Annotated in this window: 20 protein-coding genes and 1 tRNA gene; 16 read left to right on the top strand and 5 right to left on the bottom strand. The window is 40.5% G+C overall.

What is annotated here, in order from left to right; translation table 11 throughout:
• Positions 1 to 6 precede the first annotated feature (6 nt).
• The 11 genes from sdhA (at position 7) to M3197_RS07785 (ending at position 7,808) form a co-directional block, all read left to right on the top strand.
• Positions 7 to 1,755, top strand: coding sequence for a succinate dehydrogenase flavoprotein subunit (sdhA, locus tag M3197_RS07835; protein WP_251660430.1), 1,749 nt, complete (start codon positions 7 to 9; stop codon positions 1,753 to 1,755).
• 55 nt (positions 1,756 to 1,810) lie between these two features.
• Entirely contained in the window at positions 1,811 to 2,611 is an 801-nt protein-coding gene (gene sdhB, locus M3197_RS07830; protein ID WP_432813985.1) for a succinate dehydrogenase iron-sulfur subunit, read from the top strand.
• A gap of 338 nt (positions 2,612 to 2,949) precedes the next feature.
• Positions 2,950 to 3,405: an acyl-CoA thioesterase gene (locus M3197_RS07825; RefSeq protein WP_251660429.1), complete on the top strand. Its 456-nt coding sequence runs from the start codon at positions 2,950 to 2,952 to the stop codon at positions 3,403 to 3,405.
• A gap of 65 nt (positions 3,406 to 3,470) precedes the next feature.
• Positions 3,471 to 3,692, top strand: coding sequence for a helix-turn-helix domain-containing protein (locus M3197_RS07820; RefSeq protein WP_025783277.1), 222 nt, complete (start codon positions 3,471 to 3,473; stop codon positions 3,690 to 3,692).
• A gap of 161 nt (positions 3,693 to 3,853) precedes the next feature.
• Complete coding sequence (locus tag M3197_RS07815) at positions 3,854 to 4,243, top strand: RDD family protein (RefSeq protein ID WP_251660428.1); 390 nt, start codon at positions 3,854 to 3,856, stop codon at positions 4,241 to 4,243.
• Positions 4,244 to 4,461: 218 nt separating this feature from the next.
• Positions 4,462 to 4,869, top strand: a complete 408-nt coding sequence (locus tag M3197_RS07810; RefSeq protein WP_251661017.1) for a MarR family winged helix-turn-helix transcriptional regulator — start codon at positions 4,462 to 4,464, stop codon at positions 4,867 to 4,869.
• 1 nt (position 4,870) lies between these two features.
• On the top strand, positions 4,871 to 5,677 hold the full coding sequence (gene murI, locus M3197_RS07805) for a glutamate racemase (protein ID WP_251660427.1): 807 nt from the start codon (positions 4,871 to 4,873) through the stop codon (positions 5,675 to 5,677).
• Between the two features lie 111 nt (positions 5,678 to 5,788).
• The gene (gene rph / locus M3197_RS07800) at positions 5,789 to 6,547 is read left to right on the top strand and encodes a ribonuclease PH (RefSeq protein WP_251660425.1); all 759 of its coding nucleotides are present in this window, start codon (positions 5,789 to 5,791) and stop codon (positions 6,545 to 6,547) included.
• Complete coding sequence (locus tag M3197_RS07795; RefSeq protein WP_251660423.1) at positions 6,544 to 7,158, top strand: XTP/dITP diphosphatase; 615 nt, start codon at positions 6,544 to 6,546, stop codon at positions 7,156 to 7,158. Before rph ends, M3197_RS07795 begins: the two co-directional genes overlap by 4 nt.
• Positions 7,155 to 7,658, top strand: a complete 504-nt coding sequence (locus M3197_RS07790) for a metallophosphoesterase (protein ID WP_251660421.1) — start codon at positions 7,155 to 7,157, stop codon at positions 7,656 to 7,658. The genes M3197_RS07795 and M3197_RS07790 overlap by 4 nt, the downstream gene beginning before the upstream one ends.
• Positions 7,659 to 7,734: 76 nt before the next feature.
• Positions 7,735 to 7,808: transfer RNA gene (locus M3197_RS07785), tRNA-Arg, on the top strand.
• A 261-nt stretch (positions 7,809 to 8,069) separates the two neighbouring features.
• Here M3197_RS07785 and M3197_RS07780 read toward each other — a convergent pair.
• The 3 genes from M3197_RS07780 to M3197_RS07770 form a co-directional block, all read right to left on the bottom strand.
• Positions 8,070 to 8,768: a pseudouridine synthase gene (locus M3197_RS07780; RefSeq protein ID WP_251660420.1), complete on the bottom strand. Its 699-nt coding sequence runs from the start codon at positions 8,766 to 8,768 to the stop codon at positions 8,070 to 8,072.
• 941 nt (positions 8,769 to 9,709) lie between these two features.
• Positions 9,710 to 10,132, bottom strand: coding sequence for a hypothetical protein (locus M3197_RS07775; protein WP_251660417.1), 423 nt, complete (start codon positions 10,130 to 10,132; stop codon positions 9,710 to 9,712).
• 398 nt (positions 10,133 to 10,530) lie between these two features.
• Positions 10,531 to 10,686, bottom strand: coding sequence for a hypothetical protein (locus tag M3197_RS07770; RefSeq protein WP_251660415.1), 156 nt, complete (start codon positions 10,684 to 10,686; stop codon positions 10,531 to 10,533).
• Positions 10,687 to 11,824: 1,138 nt separating this feature from the next.
• On the opposite strand from M3197_RS07770, the gene M3197_RS07765 reads away from it, so the two are divergent.
• The 4 genes from M3197_RS07765 (at position 11,825) to M3197_RS07750 (ending at position 14,829) form a co-directional block, all read left to right on the top strand.
• Positions 11,825 to 12,274: a hypothetical protein gene (locus tag M3197_RS07765; RefSeq protein WP_251660412.1), complete on the top strand. Its 450-nt coding sequence runs from the start codon at positions 11,825 to 11,827 to the stop codon at positions 12,272 to 12,274.
• Positions 12,275 to 13,039: 765 nt separating this feature from the next.
• Positions 13,040 to 13,429 carry a topoisomerase gene (locus tag M3197_RS07760; RefSeq protein WP_251660410.1) on the top strand — a complete coding sequence of 130 codons (390 nt, stop codon included), beginning with the start codon at positions 13,040 to 13,042 and terminating at the stop codon, positions 13,427 to 13,429.
• A 234-nt stretch (positions 13,430 to 13,663) separates the two neighbouring features.
• Positions 13,664 to 14,155 carry a GNAT family N-acetyltransferase gene (locus M3197_RS07755; protein ID WP_251660408.1) on the top strand — a complete coding sequence of 164 codons (492 nt, stop codon included), beginning with the start codon at positions 13,664 to 13,666 and terminating at the stop codon, positions 14,153 to 14,155.
• Between the two features lie 62 nt (positions 14,156 to 14,217).
• A complete protein-coding gene (locus tag M3197_RS07750; RefSeq protein WP_251660406.1) occupies positions 14,218 to 14,829 on the top strand; it encodes a histidine phosphatase family protein in 612 nt (203 codons plus the stop codon).
• A 172-nt stretch (positions 14,830 to 15,001) separates the two neighbouring features.
• On the opposite strand, the gene M3197_RS07745 is transcribed toward M3197_RS07750, so the two are convergent.
• Complete coding sequence (locus M3197_RS07745) at positions 15,002 to 15,688, bottom strand: acetylglutamate kinase (RefSeq protein ID WP_251660404.1); 687 nt, start codon at positions 15,686 to 15,688, stop codon at positions 15,002 to 15,004.
• A gap of 554 nt (positions 15,689 to 16,242) precedes the next feature.
• Between M3197_RS07745 and M3197_RS07740 the strand changes: the two genes are divergently transcribed.
• Positions 16,243 to 16,449: a hypothetical protein gene (locus M3197_RS07740; RefSeq protein WP_251660402.1), complete on the top strand. Its 207-nt coding sequence runs from the start codon at positions 16,243 to 16,245 to the stop codon at positions 16,447 to 16,449.
• Positions 16,450 to 16,655: 206 nt separating this feature from the next.
• Here the strand turns inward: M3197_RS07740 and M3197_RS07735 are convergent, their stop codons facing one another.
• On the bottom strand, positions 16,656 to 17,207 hold the full coding sequence (locus M3197_RS07735; RefSeq protein ID WP_251660400.1) for an ECF transporter S component: 552 nt from the start codon (positions 17,205 to 17,207) through the stop codon (positions 16,656 to 16,658).
• Positions 17,208 to 17,276: the final 69 nt, after the last annotated feature.

The following is a 17,276-nucleotide window of genomic DNA, read 5'->3' as shown; positions in this document are numbered from 1 at the left end:
ACAATAATGTCAAAAGGTAGAGTGATTGTCGTCGGAGGCGGTCTTGCCGGCCTAATGGCGACCATCAAGGCATCAGAAGAAGGCGTCGGAGTAGACTTGTTTTCCCTCGTTCCTGTAAAACGTTCTCACTCCGTTTGTGCTCAAGGCGGTATTAATGGCGCTGTAAACACAAAGGGTGAAGGGGATTCCCCTATGATTCACTTTGATGATACGATTTACGGCGGGGACTTCCTAGCGAACCAACCACCTGTAAAAGCGATGGCTGAGGCAGCACCAGGAATTATCCACTTGCTTGACCGTATGGGCGTTATGTTCAACCGTACTCCGGAAGGTCTATTGGACTTCCGTCGTTTTGGCGGAACAATGCATCACCGTACCGCGTATGCAGGTGCGACTACTGGACAACAGCTCCTTTACGCATTGGACGAGCAAGTTCGTGCGCAAGAAGTTGCAGGTCTAGTTCAGAAATTTGAACATTGGGAATTCCTTGGTATCATCATGGATGACGAAGGTGTTTGCCGTGGTATTAAAGCACAAAACCTTAAAACTATGGAAATCAAAGCATTCCCTGGTGATGCTGTCATTATGGCAACGGGCGGACCTGGAATTATCTTTGGTAAATCGACGAACTCTGTTATTAACACAGGTTCAGCAGCTTCCATCGTTTATCAACAAGGGGCTAAATATGCAAACGGAGAATTCATCCAGATTCACCCAACTGCAATTCCTGGAGACGACAAACTTCGTCTCATGAGTGAATCTGCACGTGGTGAAGGTGGTCGAATTTGGACATATAAAGACGGTAAGCCTTGGTACTTCCTTGAGGAAAAATATCCTGCTTACGGAAACCTCGTACCACGTGACGTTGCAACGCGTGAAATTTTTGACGTGTGTGTAAACCAGCGCCTTGGCATTAACGGGGAGAACATGGTTTACCTCGATTTGTCTCACAAAGATCCACATGAGCTCGATATCAAGCTTGGCGGAATCATTGAGATCTACGAGAAATTTACTGGGGATGACCCACGTAAAGTTCCTATGAAGATCTTCCCTGCAGTCCACTATTCAATGGGCGGACTTTGGGTCGATTACGACCAGCATACATCTATCCCGGGCTTATTCGCTGCGGGTGAATGTGATTACTCACAACACGGTGGTAACCGTCTAGGTGCCAACTCTCTGCTATCTGCCATCTATGGTGGAATGCTTGCTGGACCAGAAGCCGTTAAGTATATGAAGGGTCTGAAGCATTCTGCAGACGATATGCCTTCTAAGATCTTCGACGACGCTGTGAAAGAAGAGCAATTGAAGTGGGAAGCGATCCTCAATATGAAGGGAACTGAGAACGCGTATGTAATTCACCGCGAACTTGGGGAACTGATGACTGAGAATGTAACGGTTGTGCGTTATAACGATCGTTTGGAAGCTACGGATAAAAAGATTCAAGAATTACTTGAGCGTTGGGAAAACATCAACATGACGGATACACAACAGTGGTCGAACCAAGGTGCGACATTCACTCGTCAGTTGAAGAACATGCTGTACTTGGCTCGTGTTATCACTCTTGGAGCACTGAACCGTAACGAAAGCCGTGGGGCTCACTACAAGCCTGACTTCCCAGAACGTGATGATGAAAACTTCTTGAAGACGACAATTGCGACGTTTGATGGTGAATCCGCACCAATCTTAACGTATGAAGATGTGGATGTTTCACTAATTCCACCTCGTAAACGTGATTACTCTTCATCTAAATAAACTTGACGCGACTCGAGTAAGACGATAATTTCGCATCGAAAGGAGACTGACGGAAATGAGTGAACACCAAACAGCTGTTCAAGAACAGACAGCTCCCGCTAAAACTGTAATGTTCGAAATCCAGCGGCAGGATACACCTGAATCTGCGCCGTACATGGAATCTTTCGAAGTCCCATATAAAGCCAACATGAACGTCATTTCTGCTTTGATGGAAATCCGACGTAACCCAGTGAACGCTAAAGGTGAAAAAACAACGCCTATCAACTGGGACATGAACTGTCTGGAAGAAGTTTGTGGAGCATGTTCAATGGTCATCAACGGACGTCCACGCCAGTCGTGTACAGCGTTGGTTGATCAGTTAACACAGCCGATTAAATTAGAGCCGATGCGTACATTCCCAGTCGTTCGTGACTTGGTTGTCGATCGTGAAGGCATGTTCGATTCTCTTAAGAAAATCAAAGCATGGATTCCGATTGATGGCACGTATGATCTTGGCGAGGGACCACGTATGCCTGAGCGAAAACGCCAATGGGCATATGAGCTTTCGAAGTGTATGACATGTGGTGTGTGTCTAGAGGCATGCCCGAATGTTAACGATCAAACAAACTTCATGGGACCATTTGCGATCTCACAAGTTCGTTTGTTCAATACACATCCAACGGGTGCACAGAACAAGGATGAGCGTTTGTCAGCGTTGATGACAGATGGCGGTCTTGGGGAGTGCGGAAACTCACAGAACTGTGTAGTGGCTTGTCCGAAGGGAATTCCTTTGACAACTTCTATTGCGGCGATGAACCGTGCGACGACTGTACAAATGTTTAAGAACTTCTTCGGAAGTGACCATATGGTAGACTGATGTCTACTTGAAGATTGTCCGGAAAGTCAGCGAGAGCTGATTTTCTGGGCTTTTTGTTGGAATGAATTCTTGGACGGTGTTGATATTCGTTTCAGACGGACGCGTTCCGAGGGGCACGGATGGTGAGCCGCTTCAGTCGCTCCGCTCCCTCCAGGGTCTCCCCATCGTGCTGATCCCTCCGGAGTCGCCGTCTTCCACTACAATCAACGGCTAGTAGTGGAAGACGGTGTCTACATTCCAAAAAAATGTTCAAAGCAGAATCACTACTTATTGTCTGAGTTGTTTGATATAATGGGAGAATGAATGGTCATTCACTTTATCGACTGGGGGAGAATAGTATGAAGCAGAGCTATATAAAGAATTTTGAGGAGTGGGAAGAGGGGTTTCGGTTTTCGGCGCGGATGCGAGTGCGATTTTCTGAGACGGATATGTTTGGGCATCTGAATAATACGGTGACGTTTGCTTATTTTGAACAAGCGCGGATTGATTACTTAAAAAGTTTAGGATTGATGAATGATTGGCTCGATCCAAAAGGAGAACGCATACCTGTTGTGGCGGATCTGCAGTGTGATTATATGAAGCAAGTGTTTTTTGATGAATCAATTGATGTGTATGTGAAAGCGGATTCGATTGGGAACAGTTCCGTCGATATTCATTATATGGCGAAGAATGCGGAAGGCGACGTCGTATTCACCGGACGTGGTGCGATGGTGCAAATCTCGAAGAAGACAGGCTCGGGAGTTGCTTGGACAGAAGAAGAAAAGGATTTGTTCTACGAAAGAACTAGGAATTAAGCCGGCACAGCCTCTCCCTATTTGGAATACTGTAAAGGGAAACCGAATAGGAGGGGCGCGTCTTGATGGAGGAGTTAAACAACCGATCTGTTCTCACGGGTAGGGAACGTGAAATTTTCACATTGCTCATTGCCGATCATACAACGAAAGAAATTGCGGGAAAGCTTGGAATCAGTGAAAAAACTGTCCGCAATCACATTTCAAATACAATTCAAAAGCTCGGCGTTTCTGGTCGAGCACAAGCGATGATAGAATTGCTTAGACTCGGCGAGCTCAGTTTGAATTAGTATCTGAACGCTATTAGAAAGGTTGCAGAGAGTTTTGCAACCTTTTTTTCTTTGTCTGTCAATCGTATTGTTATTTGTAAAGCGGTAAGATCAAATTGTGTGTGCTAAACTGAATTTATATTGTTATTTTTTATGAGCTCAATTAAAAGGAGGAATAGGCGTTGAAATCGATTACTAAAAAACGGACCAAGGCATACTTCATTCACTTGGCGATATCGACTGCAGTAGTAGGGGCGGCTGAATTTTTTCTCCGAAAAAAGGTGAAGAATGAAGCAATTCATGCTCTCGTGACGCCAACAGTTGTCTATAGTACTCTCGAATGTGTTCAACTATTTAGAAGTGGACAAACAATCGGCTACAAGAAAATGGGGTTGCGATTGGAAAGTAAAGATGGGTCAGTTTTGAACAACAAGCAGATTATGAAAAGAATGTTTTATCGTGATACGTTCAATGCGTTCCAGTTCATGGGGAACCGCCAAGAGTTTGAAAAAAGTGGCGGGGAAATATTACCACATGATTCCTATGCAAGAACGGTTGTGAAGGAAGTATAATAAGAAGGTGATGAATGATTGGTCTTTGACTTTTTTGCGTCTTTAAAATGTGTCAATCCCGTGGAATGATGACTCCTAAGTGGCGCATTGGCATATCCGTTGATTAGTTATGTATTGCATTTTTTTAGATTTAAGAGGAAAATGATAAGCAAAATCATGATTTGGAGCTGGTATCATTGACAAAAAAAGTCATAGCGAATCTTGAAGAAATTCATCATATGGAGAAGGATTTGCGTTACATTGCCGCGATCATTAAAGAACAAGGGCGTCAGATACTAAGTAATTATACCATTACACCTCCTCAATTCATCGCACTCCAATGGCTATTTGAGCATGGAGATATGACCATTGGGGATCTGTCGAACAAAATGTTTTTAGCATTCAGTACGACAACTGATTTAGTCGATCGAATGGAAAAGAATGAATTGGTAAAACGAGTACGCGACGAAAAAGATCGTCGTGTCGTACGGATTCATTTACTAGCAGAAGGCGAGCGGGTAATCGAAGAAGTAATTGATAAACGACGTGAATACTTACAAGATGTTGTAAAAGATTTTAATCCAGAAGAATTGTCAACGTTTACAGAACTACTATCAAAACTACACGTGGAAATGAGCAAAGAATAACATGAAAGAATTATCGGATTTACCAATCGGCATCATTGACTCAGGAGTTGGCGGGCTTACAGTGATGGACGAGCTCCTGAAGAGGATGCCGAACGAACAATTTTTATACATAGGAGATGACGCTCGCTGCCCATATGGCAATCGGTCTCCACAAGAAGTCGTCAAATTCACTCAAGAATTAATCAGTGCGCTCAACGAATTTGGCGTCAAAATGGTCGTTATTGCTTGTAACACGGCGACCGCATTTGCGTTGGAACACGTACAACCTTTGTTCGACTTTCCGATTATCGGTGTAATTGAACCAGGTGCACGGACAGCGGTTGAAAAATCCGCGACGAAACAGATTGTTGTTCTCGGGACAAGTGGGACTGTGCAGAGTCAGGCATATGACCATGCGATTTTAGCGTTGTCGTCTGATGCATGCGTTCATGGACTCGCGTGTCCTGAATTTGTTCCAATCGTAGAACGTGGCGTTTATAAGTTGGAAGAGGCGGACCGAGTCGTCGAAAAGACGCTTGCACCCCTATCTTCTGAGACTTTCGATGCCGTGATTTTGGGATGCACACATTTTCCGTTGTTGTCCCATTTCATACAGAAACACTTGCCTGCGGGGTCAGTGCTCATTACTTCTGGTTCTGCAACAGCCGATATGGCAATTCGGATTTTGGATGAGTTACAACTTCACAGAGAAGCTTCGACGGAACAACGCTCTACATTCTTCACGACGGGGAACCCAGATCATTTTGAGTTAATCGTAAAAGATTGGTTACATATAGTGGATCCAGTTGTGGAGAAGCTAATTCTTTAACGTGTACTAGAAATTACATTCATTAACCCGGCGTGCTGGTTGCCGGGTTTTTGCGTGGGTTTGAATGGTTATGATAAGATGGATGGATGAAAAGAAAGAAGGAATATATGAATGAGACATGATGGACGAGCAGTTGACGCACTAAGAAATGTGCAGATTGAAAAAGATTATTTACTTCATCCTGAAGGATCAGTTCTAATCACAATTGGGAATACAAAGGTGATTTGTAATGCGTCCGTTGAAGACCGGGTACCTCCATTTTTGCGTGGTAGCGGAAAAGGTTGGGTTACTGCAGAATATTCAATGCTTCCAAGAGCAACGGGGCAGCGTACACAACGTGAAGCAACGAAGGGTAAAATTGGTGGACGTACGATGGAAATCCAGCGTTTAATCGGAAGAGCGCTACGTGCCGTAATTGACCTAGAAGCACTCGGTGAGCGGACGATTTGGATTGATTGTGACGTCATCCAAGCGGATGGCGGAACGCGCACAGCGTCAATTACAGGTGCGTTTGTTGCTATGGCGCTAGCAACTGCAGGCATTGTGGAGCAAAAGAAATTACCAAAGTTCCCGATTACTCAATATTTAGCTGCAACGAGTGTTGGGAAATCAGAACAAGACGAGCTTATCCTCGATTTGGATTACATTGAAGATTCATCGGCAGCAGTGGATATGAACGTCGTTATGACTAGCGAAGGGGAGTTTGTCGAGTTACAAGGTACAGGAGAAGAATCTACATTTACTCGCAAAGAGATGAATGGATTACTAGACCTTGCTGAAGACGGCATCCAACAATTGATCGACCTACAAAAACTAGCACTCGGCTCGATTTGTGACCTGATCGAATCTAAAGAGGAGGCTGCAAAATGAAACAAGTTTTAGTCGCAACGAACAATAAAGGAAAAGTGAGAGATTTTGAAGAGTTGTTCAAACCTCATGGTATTGAAGTGATTTCTCTGAAAGATTTGGAAGAGCCGATCGAAGTTGAGGAAACAGGAACGACTTTTGAAGAGAATGCGATTCTTAAAGCAGAGGAAACTGCGCAGATTCTAGGTAAATGGGTCATTTCTGATGACAGTGGTCTTGAGATTGATGCATTAAACGGCGAACCAGGGGTCTACTCGGCCCGATACGCAGGAGAACCGAAAGATGATGAGGCCAATATCGATAAAGCGCTAAACGGTCTTAAAGACGTTCCTGAAGGCTCTAGGAATGCACGCTTCCGTTGCGTGTTAGCGATAGCAGGACCTGGAATCGAAACAAAAACGTTTTCTGGAAGTTGTGATGGCTCAATTCTATTTGAACGTCATGGGGAGAATGGCTTCGGGTACGATCCAATTTTCTACGTACCTTCAGAAGGAAAAGCAATGGCGGAGTTGACGCCAGCTGAAAAAGCAGCGATTTCACACCGTGGCGTAGCGATGCGTAAATTCGAAAAAGAACTTCCGAATCTGATTGGCGAGGCGGGGATGAACGCATGAAATTGATCGTAATGAGCGATTCCCACAGTGATCAGGAGACAATCCAAGCGATTCGCAACCGGGAAACCGATGCAGATGCATTTTTCCACTGTGGGGATAGTGAATTGGCGGTAGATGCGAACATCTTGCAAGGAATGGAAATCGTTCAAGGGAACTGCGATTGGAACGCAACATTTCCTGAATCAGTGGTTTCTGAAGTAGGTACTCTAAAAATCTTAATGGTTCACGGTCACCAACACGGCGTAAAACAATCACTCATGCAACTGAAATACGCTGCAGAGCAAGTAAACGCCAACGTCGTGTTATTTGGTCACTCGCACCTATATGGAGCGGAATTGCAAGAGGGTGTGCTCTACGTGAATCCAGGGAGTACATTACTTCCTAGAGATGGACGAGTGGCAACATATGCAGTCATCGAACAAGAGGATTCCCTCAAGGTGACATTCCGCAGTCCAGACACTGGAGAAGCGGTAGAAAAAGTTATTTTCACAACAAATTAAAAACCTGTTGACTTCTATTCGTTTTTTGCATATAATAAAACCTGTCGTTCAAGTCATTTATGAATTTGACGCAGTTGTCTCAGTAGCTCAGCTGGATAGAGCAATGCCCTTCTAAGGCATCGGTCGGGGGTTCGAATCCCTCCTGGGACGTAAAGTAAAGTGAAAACACCGGATCTGTTGATGGAAAACAGATCCGGTGTTTTTTTGTGTTCTAAAGAGAGCTGTGCAGGACACAACTCCAGAAGTATTCAAATTGGTGTTCGAGTTGGTGATATACAGGCGGCGATTATTCTGATTCATCTTCTATCAGTTCAACTAATTAAAAGTAGGTGCTTGTGCACGGAACAATCATGAATGTTTAAACAAACATGAAAGTTTCTTGCGCAGGCACCTGATACTAAAATGCAATGGCTACCTAAGTAAATCTGCTATTTCTTCTTCAGTCAAGCAGCGCCATTGGCCGATCTCTAGTGATCCGAGCTGAATATGCTTAATTCGAACTCTCTTTAAGTGTCTAACAGTATATTGAAAATGTCTGCACATTCTACGGATTTGTCGATTTAATCCTTGGGAGAGTGTTATCCGAAACGTATAATCATCAAGCTGAAGTACTGAGCAGGCACTTGTTCTGGAAATGTCTTTTTTTCTAGGATTGTAAATATCCACACCGCTTGATAAACCGACTATAAAAGACTCTGTAATCCTTTTATCAACGGTTACTAGATATTCTTTTTCCTCATGGTTTTCTTCTTTCATTAACTTATTTACAATGCTTCCGTCATTTGTTAATAGAATAAGACCTTCAGTTTCTTTGTCTAGACGTCCGACCGGGAAAATACGTTCAGGATAGGCTATATAGTCGATAATATTATTTTCAATAGTAGGTAAGGCTGTACAAGTAATCCCGCTTGGTTTGTTAAACTTCAAATAGATTTTTTCGGATGTGTGTTTAATTCTGTGACTGTTCACTTCGACTACGTCGTTCTCTTCAATAAAACATACATGACGTGCAATCTCGCCATTCACTAAAACTTTCTCAGCAGTAATAAATCGCTCAGCTTGTCTTCTGGAACAGAATCCAGAAGAACTAATATATTGATTCAACCTCACATTTTTCGCTCCTTATCACTGCTTCTTTCTTTATGATACCACGTATGTATGTTTGCTGAATTCACAAGTTGAAACGCATGACCACAACAAACAAAAGTAGGTGCCTGTGCGCGGAACAATCATGAATGTTTAAACAAACATAAAAGTTTCTTGCACAGGCACCTAACACTAAAGGAGAAGAAGCAACTAAAGGCAATTACAGTGGAGCATAGAGAGCCTTTAGCAAATGTGTATTTGGAGCTTTGTGAGGAACTGTTTAGCGTATTTCAATAGCCTTCAAGCTTCTGTAAAGCGCTTGCGAGAGCATAACAAAAGCTCCCTTTCATTGAAGTTCAAAAGAGTTTTATTGCGGCATATTGTAATTGTCAGGACGCCCCACTTCTCGTAGAGTGTCGGCTCTCGCTGTGTTCTGATTCAATGATTTTTCCTGGTCACTAAAATTATTTTTCCGCCTAGTCAAAAAATCTACAAGATTGATGACTACAAGAAAAGTTACAATGGAACCCCAGAAAATCCAATGCATTATATTCACCTCCATTTTTCAATATATGCGTAGTGTTCAATTAAAAGTTTCATGTATTTCACTATTGAAGTAATCTGTCTGACGGCATATAGACTGAATAATCAGCTGTTTATTGTAGTGTAACATATTTCCAAATACTTGTGTATAGAAGTCTGTATGTGTAGTTGTAGCGTTTAACGAGCCATTAGCACCTGTAATCTTTAATAGTGAAGTAGGAATCATTCACACAGATTGTCAAATAGTTGCTACAGAGCTAACGGTGAAACTACAGGGGAGACTGTGAGGGCATAAAAAAAGGACTTGCATATATGAGAATCAATCATAAACTCAAGTCCAGGTCTTATTAATCTAAGCACCAGTTAGTTTAAATACGTTTATTCAAAAAACTGCTCTTTACTTGATTGCTAACTGCAATGCTCTATTTTAAAACTGTCTCGGCTGGGGTAAATGCTTCCCATTGATTATATTTTGTTGTTATTGATGAAATAAACCAATACTCTCTAAATGGTTCTAAATTCTTTTCCACGATAATAATCTTCTGTCCGCTACCAAAATTTTTATATGATGTCTCTAAATCGTATTTAACGGTATACCGCAATTTGGATTCGCTAAGCTTTTCTACTTTAGTAAGACGAAAGTTACTAACCCAAGGGCTTGACTGTCCTGTTACCCAGTGGTTTTGCTCAAATTTTCTCCTTGACTGTTTTTGAAGAGAAGGGGACAACATTGCATATTGAACAGCACCACTTCGATTGTTTACGCCTAATATCCACAATTCAACGGCTTGTTTCGGTTCGCCTACGTGCAAACCATCCATAAAAGATAATAACTGTATTTCCATACAACTAGTCACCTTTCGAACATACTTTTCTAATAAGATATGCTTCGAATGACATTAAAGTTCAAATGATATAGTGCAAAAAACTTGCAAATGTTGGTATTGAGAAATGCGGGAGGTTCAAAAGTAGGTGCCTGTACGCGAAACAATCATAAATGTTTAAACAAACATGAAAGTTTCTTGCACAGGCACCTCACATTATAATGCTGGCGGAGGAACAGCAATCAATGCGATTGACCGTTGTTGTTCAAAACAGGATGAGGAACTCCAAGGCTCAAATCGAAAACCAAGATGTACTGCTCATAGTAATCTGCTTAAATGTATGGATGGATTAAAAGGGCCATGAGATACTACAATCCGTGCCGGAATCAGATATGACGCATTTGCGAATGATTGCGGACTTATTTAATAAGTAACGCACGTAGGAATGGGGTAACATATCCCAAGACAATAAAAACGATTGCAACGTAAAGAACAGCTCCAGCTAATGGCAGATACCATTTTTTCTTCTTGGATTTGTATTGGAGCCAATAATTAACTGCCCACAAGACAAACATAAAACCAGTAGAAATGTTTCGAGATACTTTATCAATAGGATCATCTATAGGTGCGCTAACACTAAAACTAGCGATTAGCAAAAAAAGACATATGAATCCCAATAGTATAACGTTTACGATAGCAACGAGAATATGGTAATTAAATTCTTTCAAAAAATCTACACCACCAGGAATTTAGATTTTGAATTTCAAATTTATATTATATAACATATATGCACCTGCTTGAATTATCAGAATGATAAAAAGGACGAATCGACGTGCATTACTTAAACACTTACACTTGCAATTAAATGCGCAATTACAAATTTTTTTTATTTGTTTTGTCAAATATATCTCATTTTATACTTTTACTATAAACACCCGCAGGACTTTGGTTCTCTATAAAGCTATTAATTTCCATGTTATTATCGGAATATATTGAAATCAAAAACTCTGACAAATTAATATCGAAATCGTTAGCGATTTTTCTAGGCGTTAGTTCAATGCTTGTGAAGACAACAGCGATATGACGCAGACTTTTCCATTCGTTTAATGAGGACGCTGTGAGCAAAACAGTCATAAATGTTTAAACTACCATAAAAGTTTATTGCACAGACACCTAAAACTAAAAAAATTAATCAAAATTCCTTTTAAGCCTCTCTGCAATGGTTCTGTTGTTAACGCTACGTCAAGAGAGACATCTGCTTCTTGCAGTGCACAAGTTTACAAAACAATTCAAGTTGCTCCAAATATTAAAGCAAGGGTATTGTATATACATAATGGATATACAGGCCATTCTGTAGGAAAAACATATCACACAAATTTAATCATTATTAAAAATAACGGTACCTCTTACGTTGATATAAGAAATTATCATATAACCGCAAAAACAACTAATGGATCTGTTTGTTGGAATATTTGGCAGAGTACTACAAAAAAAGAGTATAAAAATCACCACCCTGGACTCAAAGAAAATGGTGCACCAAATGCAATGCACAGTATGTCGAAGGAGTTAATTGGAGTATGCTTAAGTAACAACTATCAGAGTAAAGGTTTGCTAATAGCTCTTATTGTAATAGTCTGTTATGGCCAATGGCTAGAGTAAGACAAGCCTAGCCGCTCAGAAAAGTATATCTATGATAAATGGAGGGATGACACTATGAATTATCTCATGGATACAGGTAACTTGAGTGAGACTGAAGAGATGGACAAGATAAACGAAGAAAAATGGGTAAAAGTTTTCAAATACTATGTCGACAAAGGAGATTTTCTATTTTTAACTTACTGGGAGGAGTATGACGATGATGATTTTCCAACACCTCACATAAAGATTCTAGAAACTCTTGCTGAGGGATGTGAAGAAAATATCTTTATGCAGAGAGTTATGAAACTTCCAGTTTCCAATGAAGTAAGAGATATTATACATGATGGAGCCTTCACTACTGGATCATCTCTCGTATCCTATTTTCAATTGGACATAAGGACTATTGAAAATAAAATGTTATTCTCTTCAGAAGATGGCGGTTCAGTAGTATTACTTGAAATTGATGAAGAAGATGATTTTTTTAAACAAGATAAAAATATTGTTAACTCATTGATTAAACTCTAAACACCCGTTGACGATGAGATACAATTTCATAATACCCCAGAACAATACTGATTATTGTTCGAATTAGTGGTGCACTGGCGACAAGTAGCCTAATTCCTCTTCTATCAGTTCAACTCATTTATCTTCGACTACTTGCACTATAGGCATTCTAACGGATGAGTTCGTATGTTCATAAGACACTCTCAATTTCTCAACTTTATCATCAACTAATAGTTTATGGCTTTCCCCCATGTGTAAGGGATGTTATTTTTGTCATAATGGACTTTGTGTAATTTGAAATAGGCTTAGTTAAACAAATTGGCCAACTCTTCTAATTTCCTCTAATTCCAGTACATCCTATGTTCCTTAATGTACAACATTATTAATTTAAGTAGGGGATGACTGATAAAAAAAATTATACTAAACGACCCCGTTTCCTCTAAATTGAAATGAGCCTGTAAAATTGTAATACGTAACTTATGAATATTAAAGATTGTGTCGTGTACAGGCAGCGATTCTTGTTTTCTATTGTCATAGTTATGATAACGAGTCTTTTAAATCGCTCTAGGAAGAAAATGTTTCGTAAAACACCCAATTTTGAGTTATTTTTTAATAACTCAAAATTGGGTGATTATGGTATGATGGCGTAAATACTGTTATTTTACTATCAACCATTCAGTTGACGAAGATAATCACTTCATTTGAAACCTCCACCAAAAAAATCGTTAAATATCTGTGTGGAAAATGGTTGTAGAATCGATAATTTTTTTAAAAGGAGAAGCGGTGATGATAAAAAGAATCATAATGTCAGGGGTTTTGTTTAGTTCAATTTTGTTAGTTGGATGTAATGGAGAGCGGGAAGTGGTAGTACTAGAGGATTCGGAAAACGAGGAAAATGATGTTGAACTATCATCAGAATTGAATTTTTTTGCAAAGTTGAAAGATGAGATACTAGCATCTATTACTAAACAAACGAAACTTGATAGAGAATCTACCGCAATAATGATAGATGGTACTGTTAAAGAAATGGCTGTATCTGTAAGTTACCCAAAGAATGAAAAAGTTGATGAGACACTGTTTCAACAAATAGTTGAAGATTCTATAAAGAAAGTTTCTGAAACAGAAAAAGCAACAATAAGCGAAGAAAATATAACAATCAAAATTGAAAAATACTAATGCGGTACATAAGCTATCGTAAACGTTTGTAGATCAACTTTAGAACATCTCTAAAAGTTTCTGTAAAACAATAATGCACCCATTTATGTATAATTTTTTAATACTTCAAATTGAATGGTTGTTATAGATTGAGAGGAATACTGTTAAATAACATTCGGAGTCACAGAGTTCGATAACCCTTGCACAAGGTAACTGTTCCAAATCAGTTGAAACATATAAAAGGGAGACTTTGTTATGAATCTTATGCTTGAAGAAGTTATTAACAACGAGATACATATCGTTAAAAATCTTTATTCTCTTTATCTCCATGACCTTTCGAGATTCACTGAAACCCTGGATATCAGTGCAGATGGTGCGTTCCATTTTGATGACTTAGATCTGTTGTGGAACGAAGAAGGATTTTCTCCGTATTTCATAAAACATCAGGACGATGTGATTGGTTTTCTACTGCTGCTGGAGCGTCCGTTTCTAAAAAAGGAGTATGATTTTGGCATCAATGATATTTTCATACTGAATAAGTACAGGGGGAAAGGATTCGGTAAGCAATCGATAGAGACATTATTCAAAGAAAAACGGGGTTCCTATTTTGTGATTGAGCTTACGGAAAATCAACCGGCCATTCTTTTCTGGAAGAAAATCTATCAACAACTCAAGATTGACTTCGAAGAAACGAAAAAACATATCGATGATGAGCCCTGTCTTATTCAAACATTCACCATACAATAAATTCTCGATGAACATATTTGCAACTGGTCCAGATGGGAGAACGAAAGTAACCGGAGGGAAATATGAGTACACATGTATATTTGACCAGACACGGAGAAACTGAGTGGAATACACAAAAACTGATGCAAGGATGGAAGGACTCTCCGTTAACGGAGAAGGGGACGAACCAAGCAAAACAATTAGCCGTAAGGTTGTCTGATGTTCAATTTGACGCTATTTATTCAAGTACGAGTGGTAGGGCAGTGAATACTGCTGAACTGATTAAAGGGAAAAGACTTTTGCGAGTAATTCAAACGGATAGGTTACGGGAAATCTCCTTTGGGAATTGGGAGGGCAAAACATTTGAAGTGAATGAAAGGGAGTCCCCGGAAGACTGGCAATGTTTTTGGCAAACTCCTCATCTTTTTTCGAACAATACAGTGGAGGACTTTCGTGATGTCCAATCTAGAATGGTAACAACCGTAAACCGGATTGTTACACAACACCCTTATGAATCTGTTTGTATAGTTTCTCATTCTATTGCGCTTAAACTACTGATTCATCACTTTGAGAACAAACCTCTTGAGGATTTATGGTCCACTGCACCTATACCTCCAACAAGTTTGACTTTGCTTAAGGTAAACAGTATAACCAGTGAGTTTATATTAAAATATGATACGTCTCATTTGGAATAAGTGTTGGTTAGGGCCGACGAAGGTAGCTTGGTAAGTCGGATCCGGAGTCATATAAGTTATCCGGCAAAACTGAAATAGGGACTGCTTTTAAAAGGTGGTGTCTGTGCGCTGAACTATCATGAATGATTAAACAAACATAAAAGTTTCTTGTACAGACACCTAACACTTTACTTTACAACAATGGCACGAATTGCTTTGCGATTCCTGTCGTTATTGTGTCAGCCATTTCAAGAGCTTGCTGTTCAATTTTATCAAATACAGCAATACTCGATTCAAAATCTTGTTGTAGCATAAATACTGCTTCCTGTTTGGTAAGAGCCAGATGCTCAAACCACATTTTTTGGAATTCATCTCTTGAAATAAAAGGATTTATTCTACTTAGAAATTCGGCTACATCTTTCCCATTCTCGTACCATTTTCTCTCTAAGGCTGCTACATCTTTCTGATTTCCCACTTTTGCAGCTTTAACAAGTTCCGCAGCAATAATCAAGTGCTCTCTTATTAAATTGCTGTACATGGCGGCTATTTTATTTCCATAGAAAGGCTTTAGTAAGTTCCCCATATCGTTAGCATTTTGGAGCAGACGGTTAGTAGTAGAATCGACATCAGGTAAACCGAAAACCATGCTTATTATCGTCATTCTCGTCCAGTACACATGTTGTTCCCAAACTAAACGCATTGAACTTTTTAAACTAACTTTCTGCTTCTTATCATGAGGGGTGTTTCCCCATCCATCATGACATTGTTGACTATGATTACACTGACAAATCTCCCCACATTGACAATAGGGATTTAAACAAGCAAAGTTAGAACAATTACGTTGGTAATAAGGAAAATATCTCTGTTCATTTTGCCACACATTTCATCCCTCCAAAAAAAATTAAATATGAACAAATTATCATTATCGTTGTAATACAATTGCTGGTTGTGAAGGATTTTCTGCATTTTAATAAAACGTGTATGGGGAGATGGGGAGCAATGAGTCTATACAGATTCTAATAGTTTCCATTAGTATGGTTATGGTATATGTAAATTATTTTCTCTATTCTATCTTATAGCTTATTTAAAAAGAGAAGAAGGTTAGTCTGAAGTTGCTTTTTTATTTGTGCAGATGTCTATAAGTATATGTCAACGGGTAGCTAGATGTTCAGAAGACGCAAGTAAAACGATTCCTAAATGACAGATGAGGAACTGCTTGCAGGAGAACCTGTAAACTCTTGAATTTAACCGATGAGCATTAAATCAGTGGCAGCTTGACATGGAGGGGGCTGTATGATAGGTTTTCTAATTGCACTTGCCTGTGGCGGATTCTGTGCAGCCCCGATTCCTATATGCTGCAGGGATCGGTGGATATTCAACGCTAGTATAGCAGGAGTTTTAGGTTGTTTCGCTTTAGTGTAAGGTGGTGTTTGAATGCATAAAATTTTAGCGTTTACAATCCTAGGTATGGCGTTAACAGGAGCCATTTTAATCATTTCGGTTTCTCTGTTATTCAACACTCCCATAGGGATTGGATGGACGATAGTCGTTGCTGGGGCAGCGACAGCTTTTGTAATCTTCGCTAGTTCGGCTCTTGTGCTTCGTCGGCGATTGTTTGAGCAAGACAAGAGGATAAGCTAATGAATAACATAGACATGCAGAAAGGAGTAGACGTTTGGTCTACTCCTTCTCGCACGAAAACTAGATTTGAAAGACGATAATGACTTAGGAGAACGGGCTGGAAATACAACTAGAGTAAATGTGCTCTAAATCTGATATATAAAGGGATTCCGAGAATGTACAGCATTCCAGTAATTAATGACGTGGTTTTATTCACCACTATGCCTTTAAAACCGATTCCTAAAGAACGGCGTCTTCTTCAACGTGAGACACAGCGGAATGGCAATCAGCATGCCGACCAAGCTCTGAATCAGATCTCCCGGAATGGAAGCGAGTGGCGCGGCCCAGTTGTTGTACATGATCGCCTGCCCGATGTAGTAGACGGCGAGCATGACGGGGGTGGAGGCTACGGCTGCGACGATGTTGAGTTTTACGCTGTCGCCTCGACGGCCATTCGACCAGGCGATTTTTCCGACGATGTAGCCTTGCAGGAAGCGGGCGATGATGGTCGTTGGTGCCCAGATGAACCAGCCGCCGAAGATGTCGAATAAGCCCATCCCAATTGCACCGGCCAGTGCTCCCTTTTTTGGACCGAAAAGAATCGCGGCGGTGAAGAGTGCGCCGGTGCCGAGATGGATGAGGCCGCCTTGTCCAATCGGCAGTTTGATGTTGATGAAGACGGTGGACACTAATACGATGCTCGACAGAATGGCTGTCAGCACGAGATCCATTGTTTTTGTACGTAACTGAGTCGATGTTTGGTATTGTACCGTTTGCATACGGGCATTCATCTCCTTGCTTTATAGAATGTTGATACTTTTTAGTTTACTGAATGGCTGACCGTTGAG

Source organism: Sporosarcina aquimarina (assembly GCF_023715615.1).
Taxonomy (GTDB): Bacteria; Bacillota; Bacilli; order Bacillales_A; family Planococcaceae; genus Sporosarcina; species Sporosarcina aquimarina_A.
The sequence above is the reverse complement of the archived record's forward strand: the minus strand, read 5'-3'. Positions and strand labels throughout refer to the sequence as shown.

Excerpts from the sequence above, each read along its gene's own strand:
- M3197_RS07795 (WP_251660423.1), top strand. The coding sequence starts at position 6,544 with ATGAAACAAGTTTTAGTCGCAACGAACAATAAAGGAAAAGTGAGAGAT.
- M3197_RS07735 (WP_251660400.1), bottom strand. The coding sequence starts at position 17,207 with ATGCAAACGGTACAATACCAAACATCGACTCAGTTACGTACAAAAACA.
- M3197_RS07740 (WP_251660402.1), top strand. The coding sequence starts at position 16,243 with ATGCATAAAATTTTAGCGTTTACAATCCTAGGTATGGCGTTAACAGGA.
- murI (WP_251660427.1), top strand. The coding sequence starts at position 4,871 with ATGAAAGAATTATCGGATTTACCAATCGGCATCATTGACTCAGGAGTT.
- M3197_RS07825 (WP_251660429.1), top strand. The coding sequence starts at position 2,950 with ATGAAGCAGAGCTATATAAAGAATTTTGAGGAGTGGGAAGAGGGGTTT.
- M3197_RS07775 (WP_251660417.1), bottom strand. The coding sequence starts at position 10,132 with ATGGAAATACAGTTATTATCTTTTATGGATGGTTTGCACGTAGGCGAA.
- sdhA (WP_251660430.1), top strand. The coding sequence starts at position 7 with ATGTCAAAAGGTAGAGTGATTGTCGTCGGAGGCGGTCTTGCCGGCCTA.
- M3197_RS07760 (WP_251660410.1), top strand. The coding sequence starts at position 13,040 with ATGATAAAAAGAATCATAATGTCAGGGGTTTTGTTTAGTTCAATTTTG.
- M3197_RS07790 (WP_251660421.1), top strand. The coding sequence starts at position 7,155 with ATGAAATTGATCGTAATGAGCGATTCCCACAGTGATCAGGAGACAATC.
- M3197_RS07810 (WP_251661017.1), top strand. The coding sequence starts at position 4,462 with ATGGAGAAGGATTTGCGTTACATTGCCGCGATCATTAAAGAACAAGGG.
- M3197_RS07765 (WP_251660412.1), top strand. The coding sequence starts at position 11,825 with ATGAATTATCTCATGGATACAGGTAACTTGAGTGAGACTGAAGAGATG.
- rph (WP_251660425.1), top strand. The coding sequence starts at position 5,789 with ATGAGACATGATGGACGAGCAGTTGACGCACTAAGAAATGTGCAGATT.
- sdhB (WP_432813985.1), top strand. The coding sequence starts at position 1,811 with ATGAGTGAACACCAAACAGCTGTTCAAGAACAGACAGCTCCCGCTAAA.
- M3197_RS07755 (WP_251660408.1), top strand. The coding sequence starts at position 13,664 with ATGAATCTTATGCTTGAAGAAGTTATTAACAACGAGATACATATCGTT.
- M3197_RS07820 (WP_025783277.1), top strand. The coding sequence starts at position 3,471 with ATGGAGGAGTTAAACAACCGATCTGTTCTCACGGGTAGGGAACGTGAA.
- M3197_RS07770 (WP_251660415.1), bottom strand. The coding sequence starts at position 10,686 with ATGTTTGTCTTGTGGGCAGTTAATTATTGGCTCCAATACAAATCCAAG.
- M3197_RS07750 (WP_251660406.1), top strand. The coding sequence starts at position 14,218 with ATGAGTACACATGTATATTTGACCAGACACGGAGAAACTGAGTGGAAT.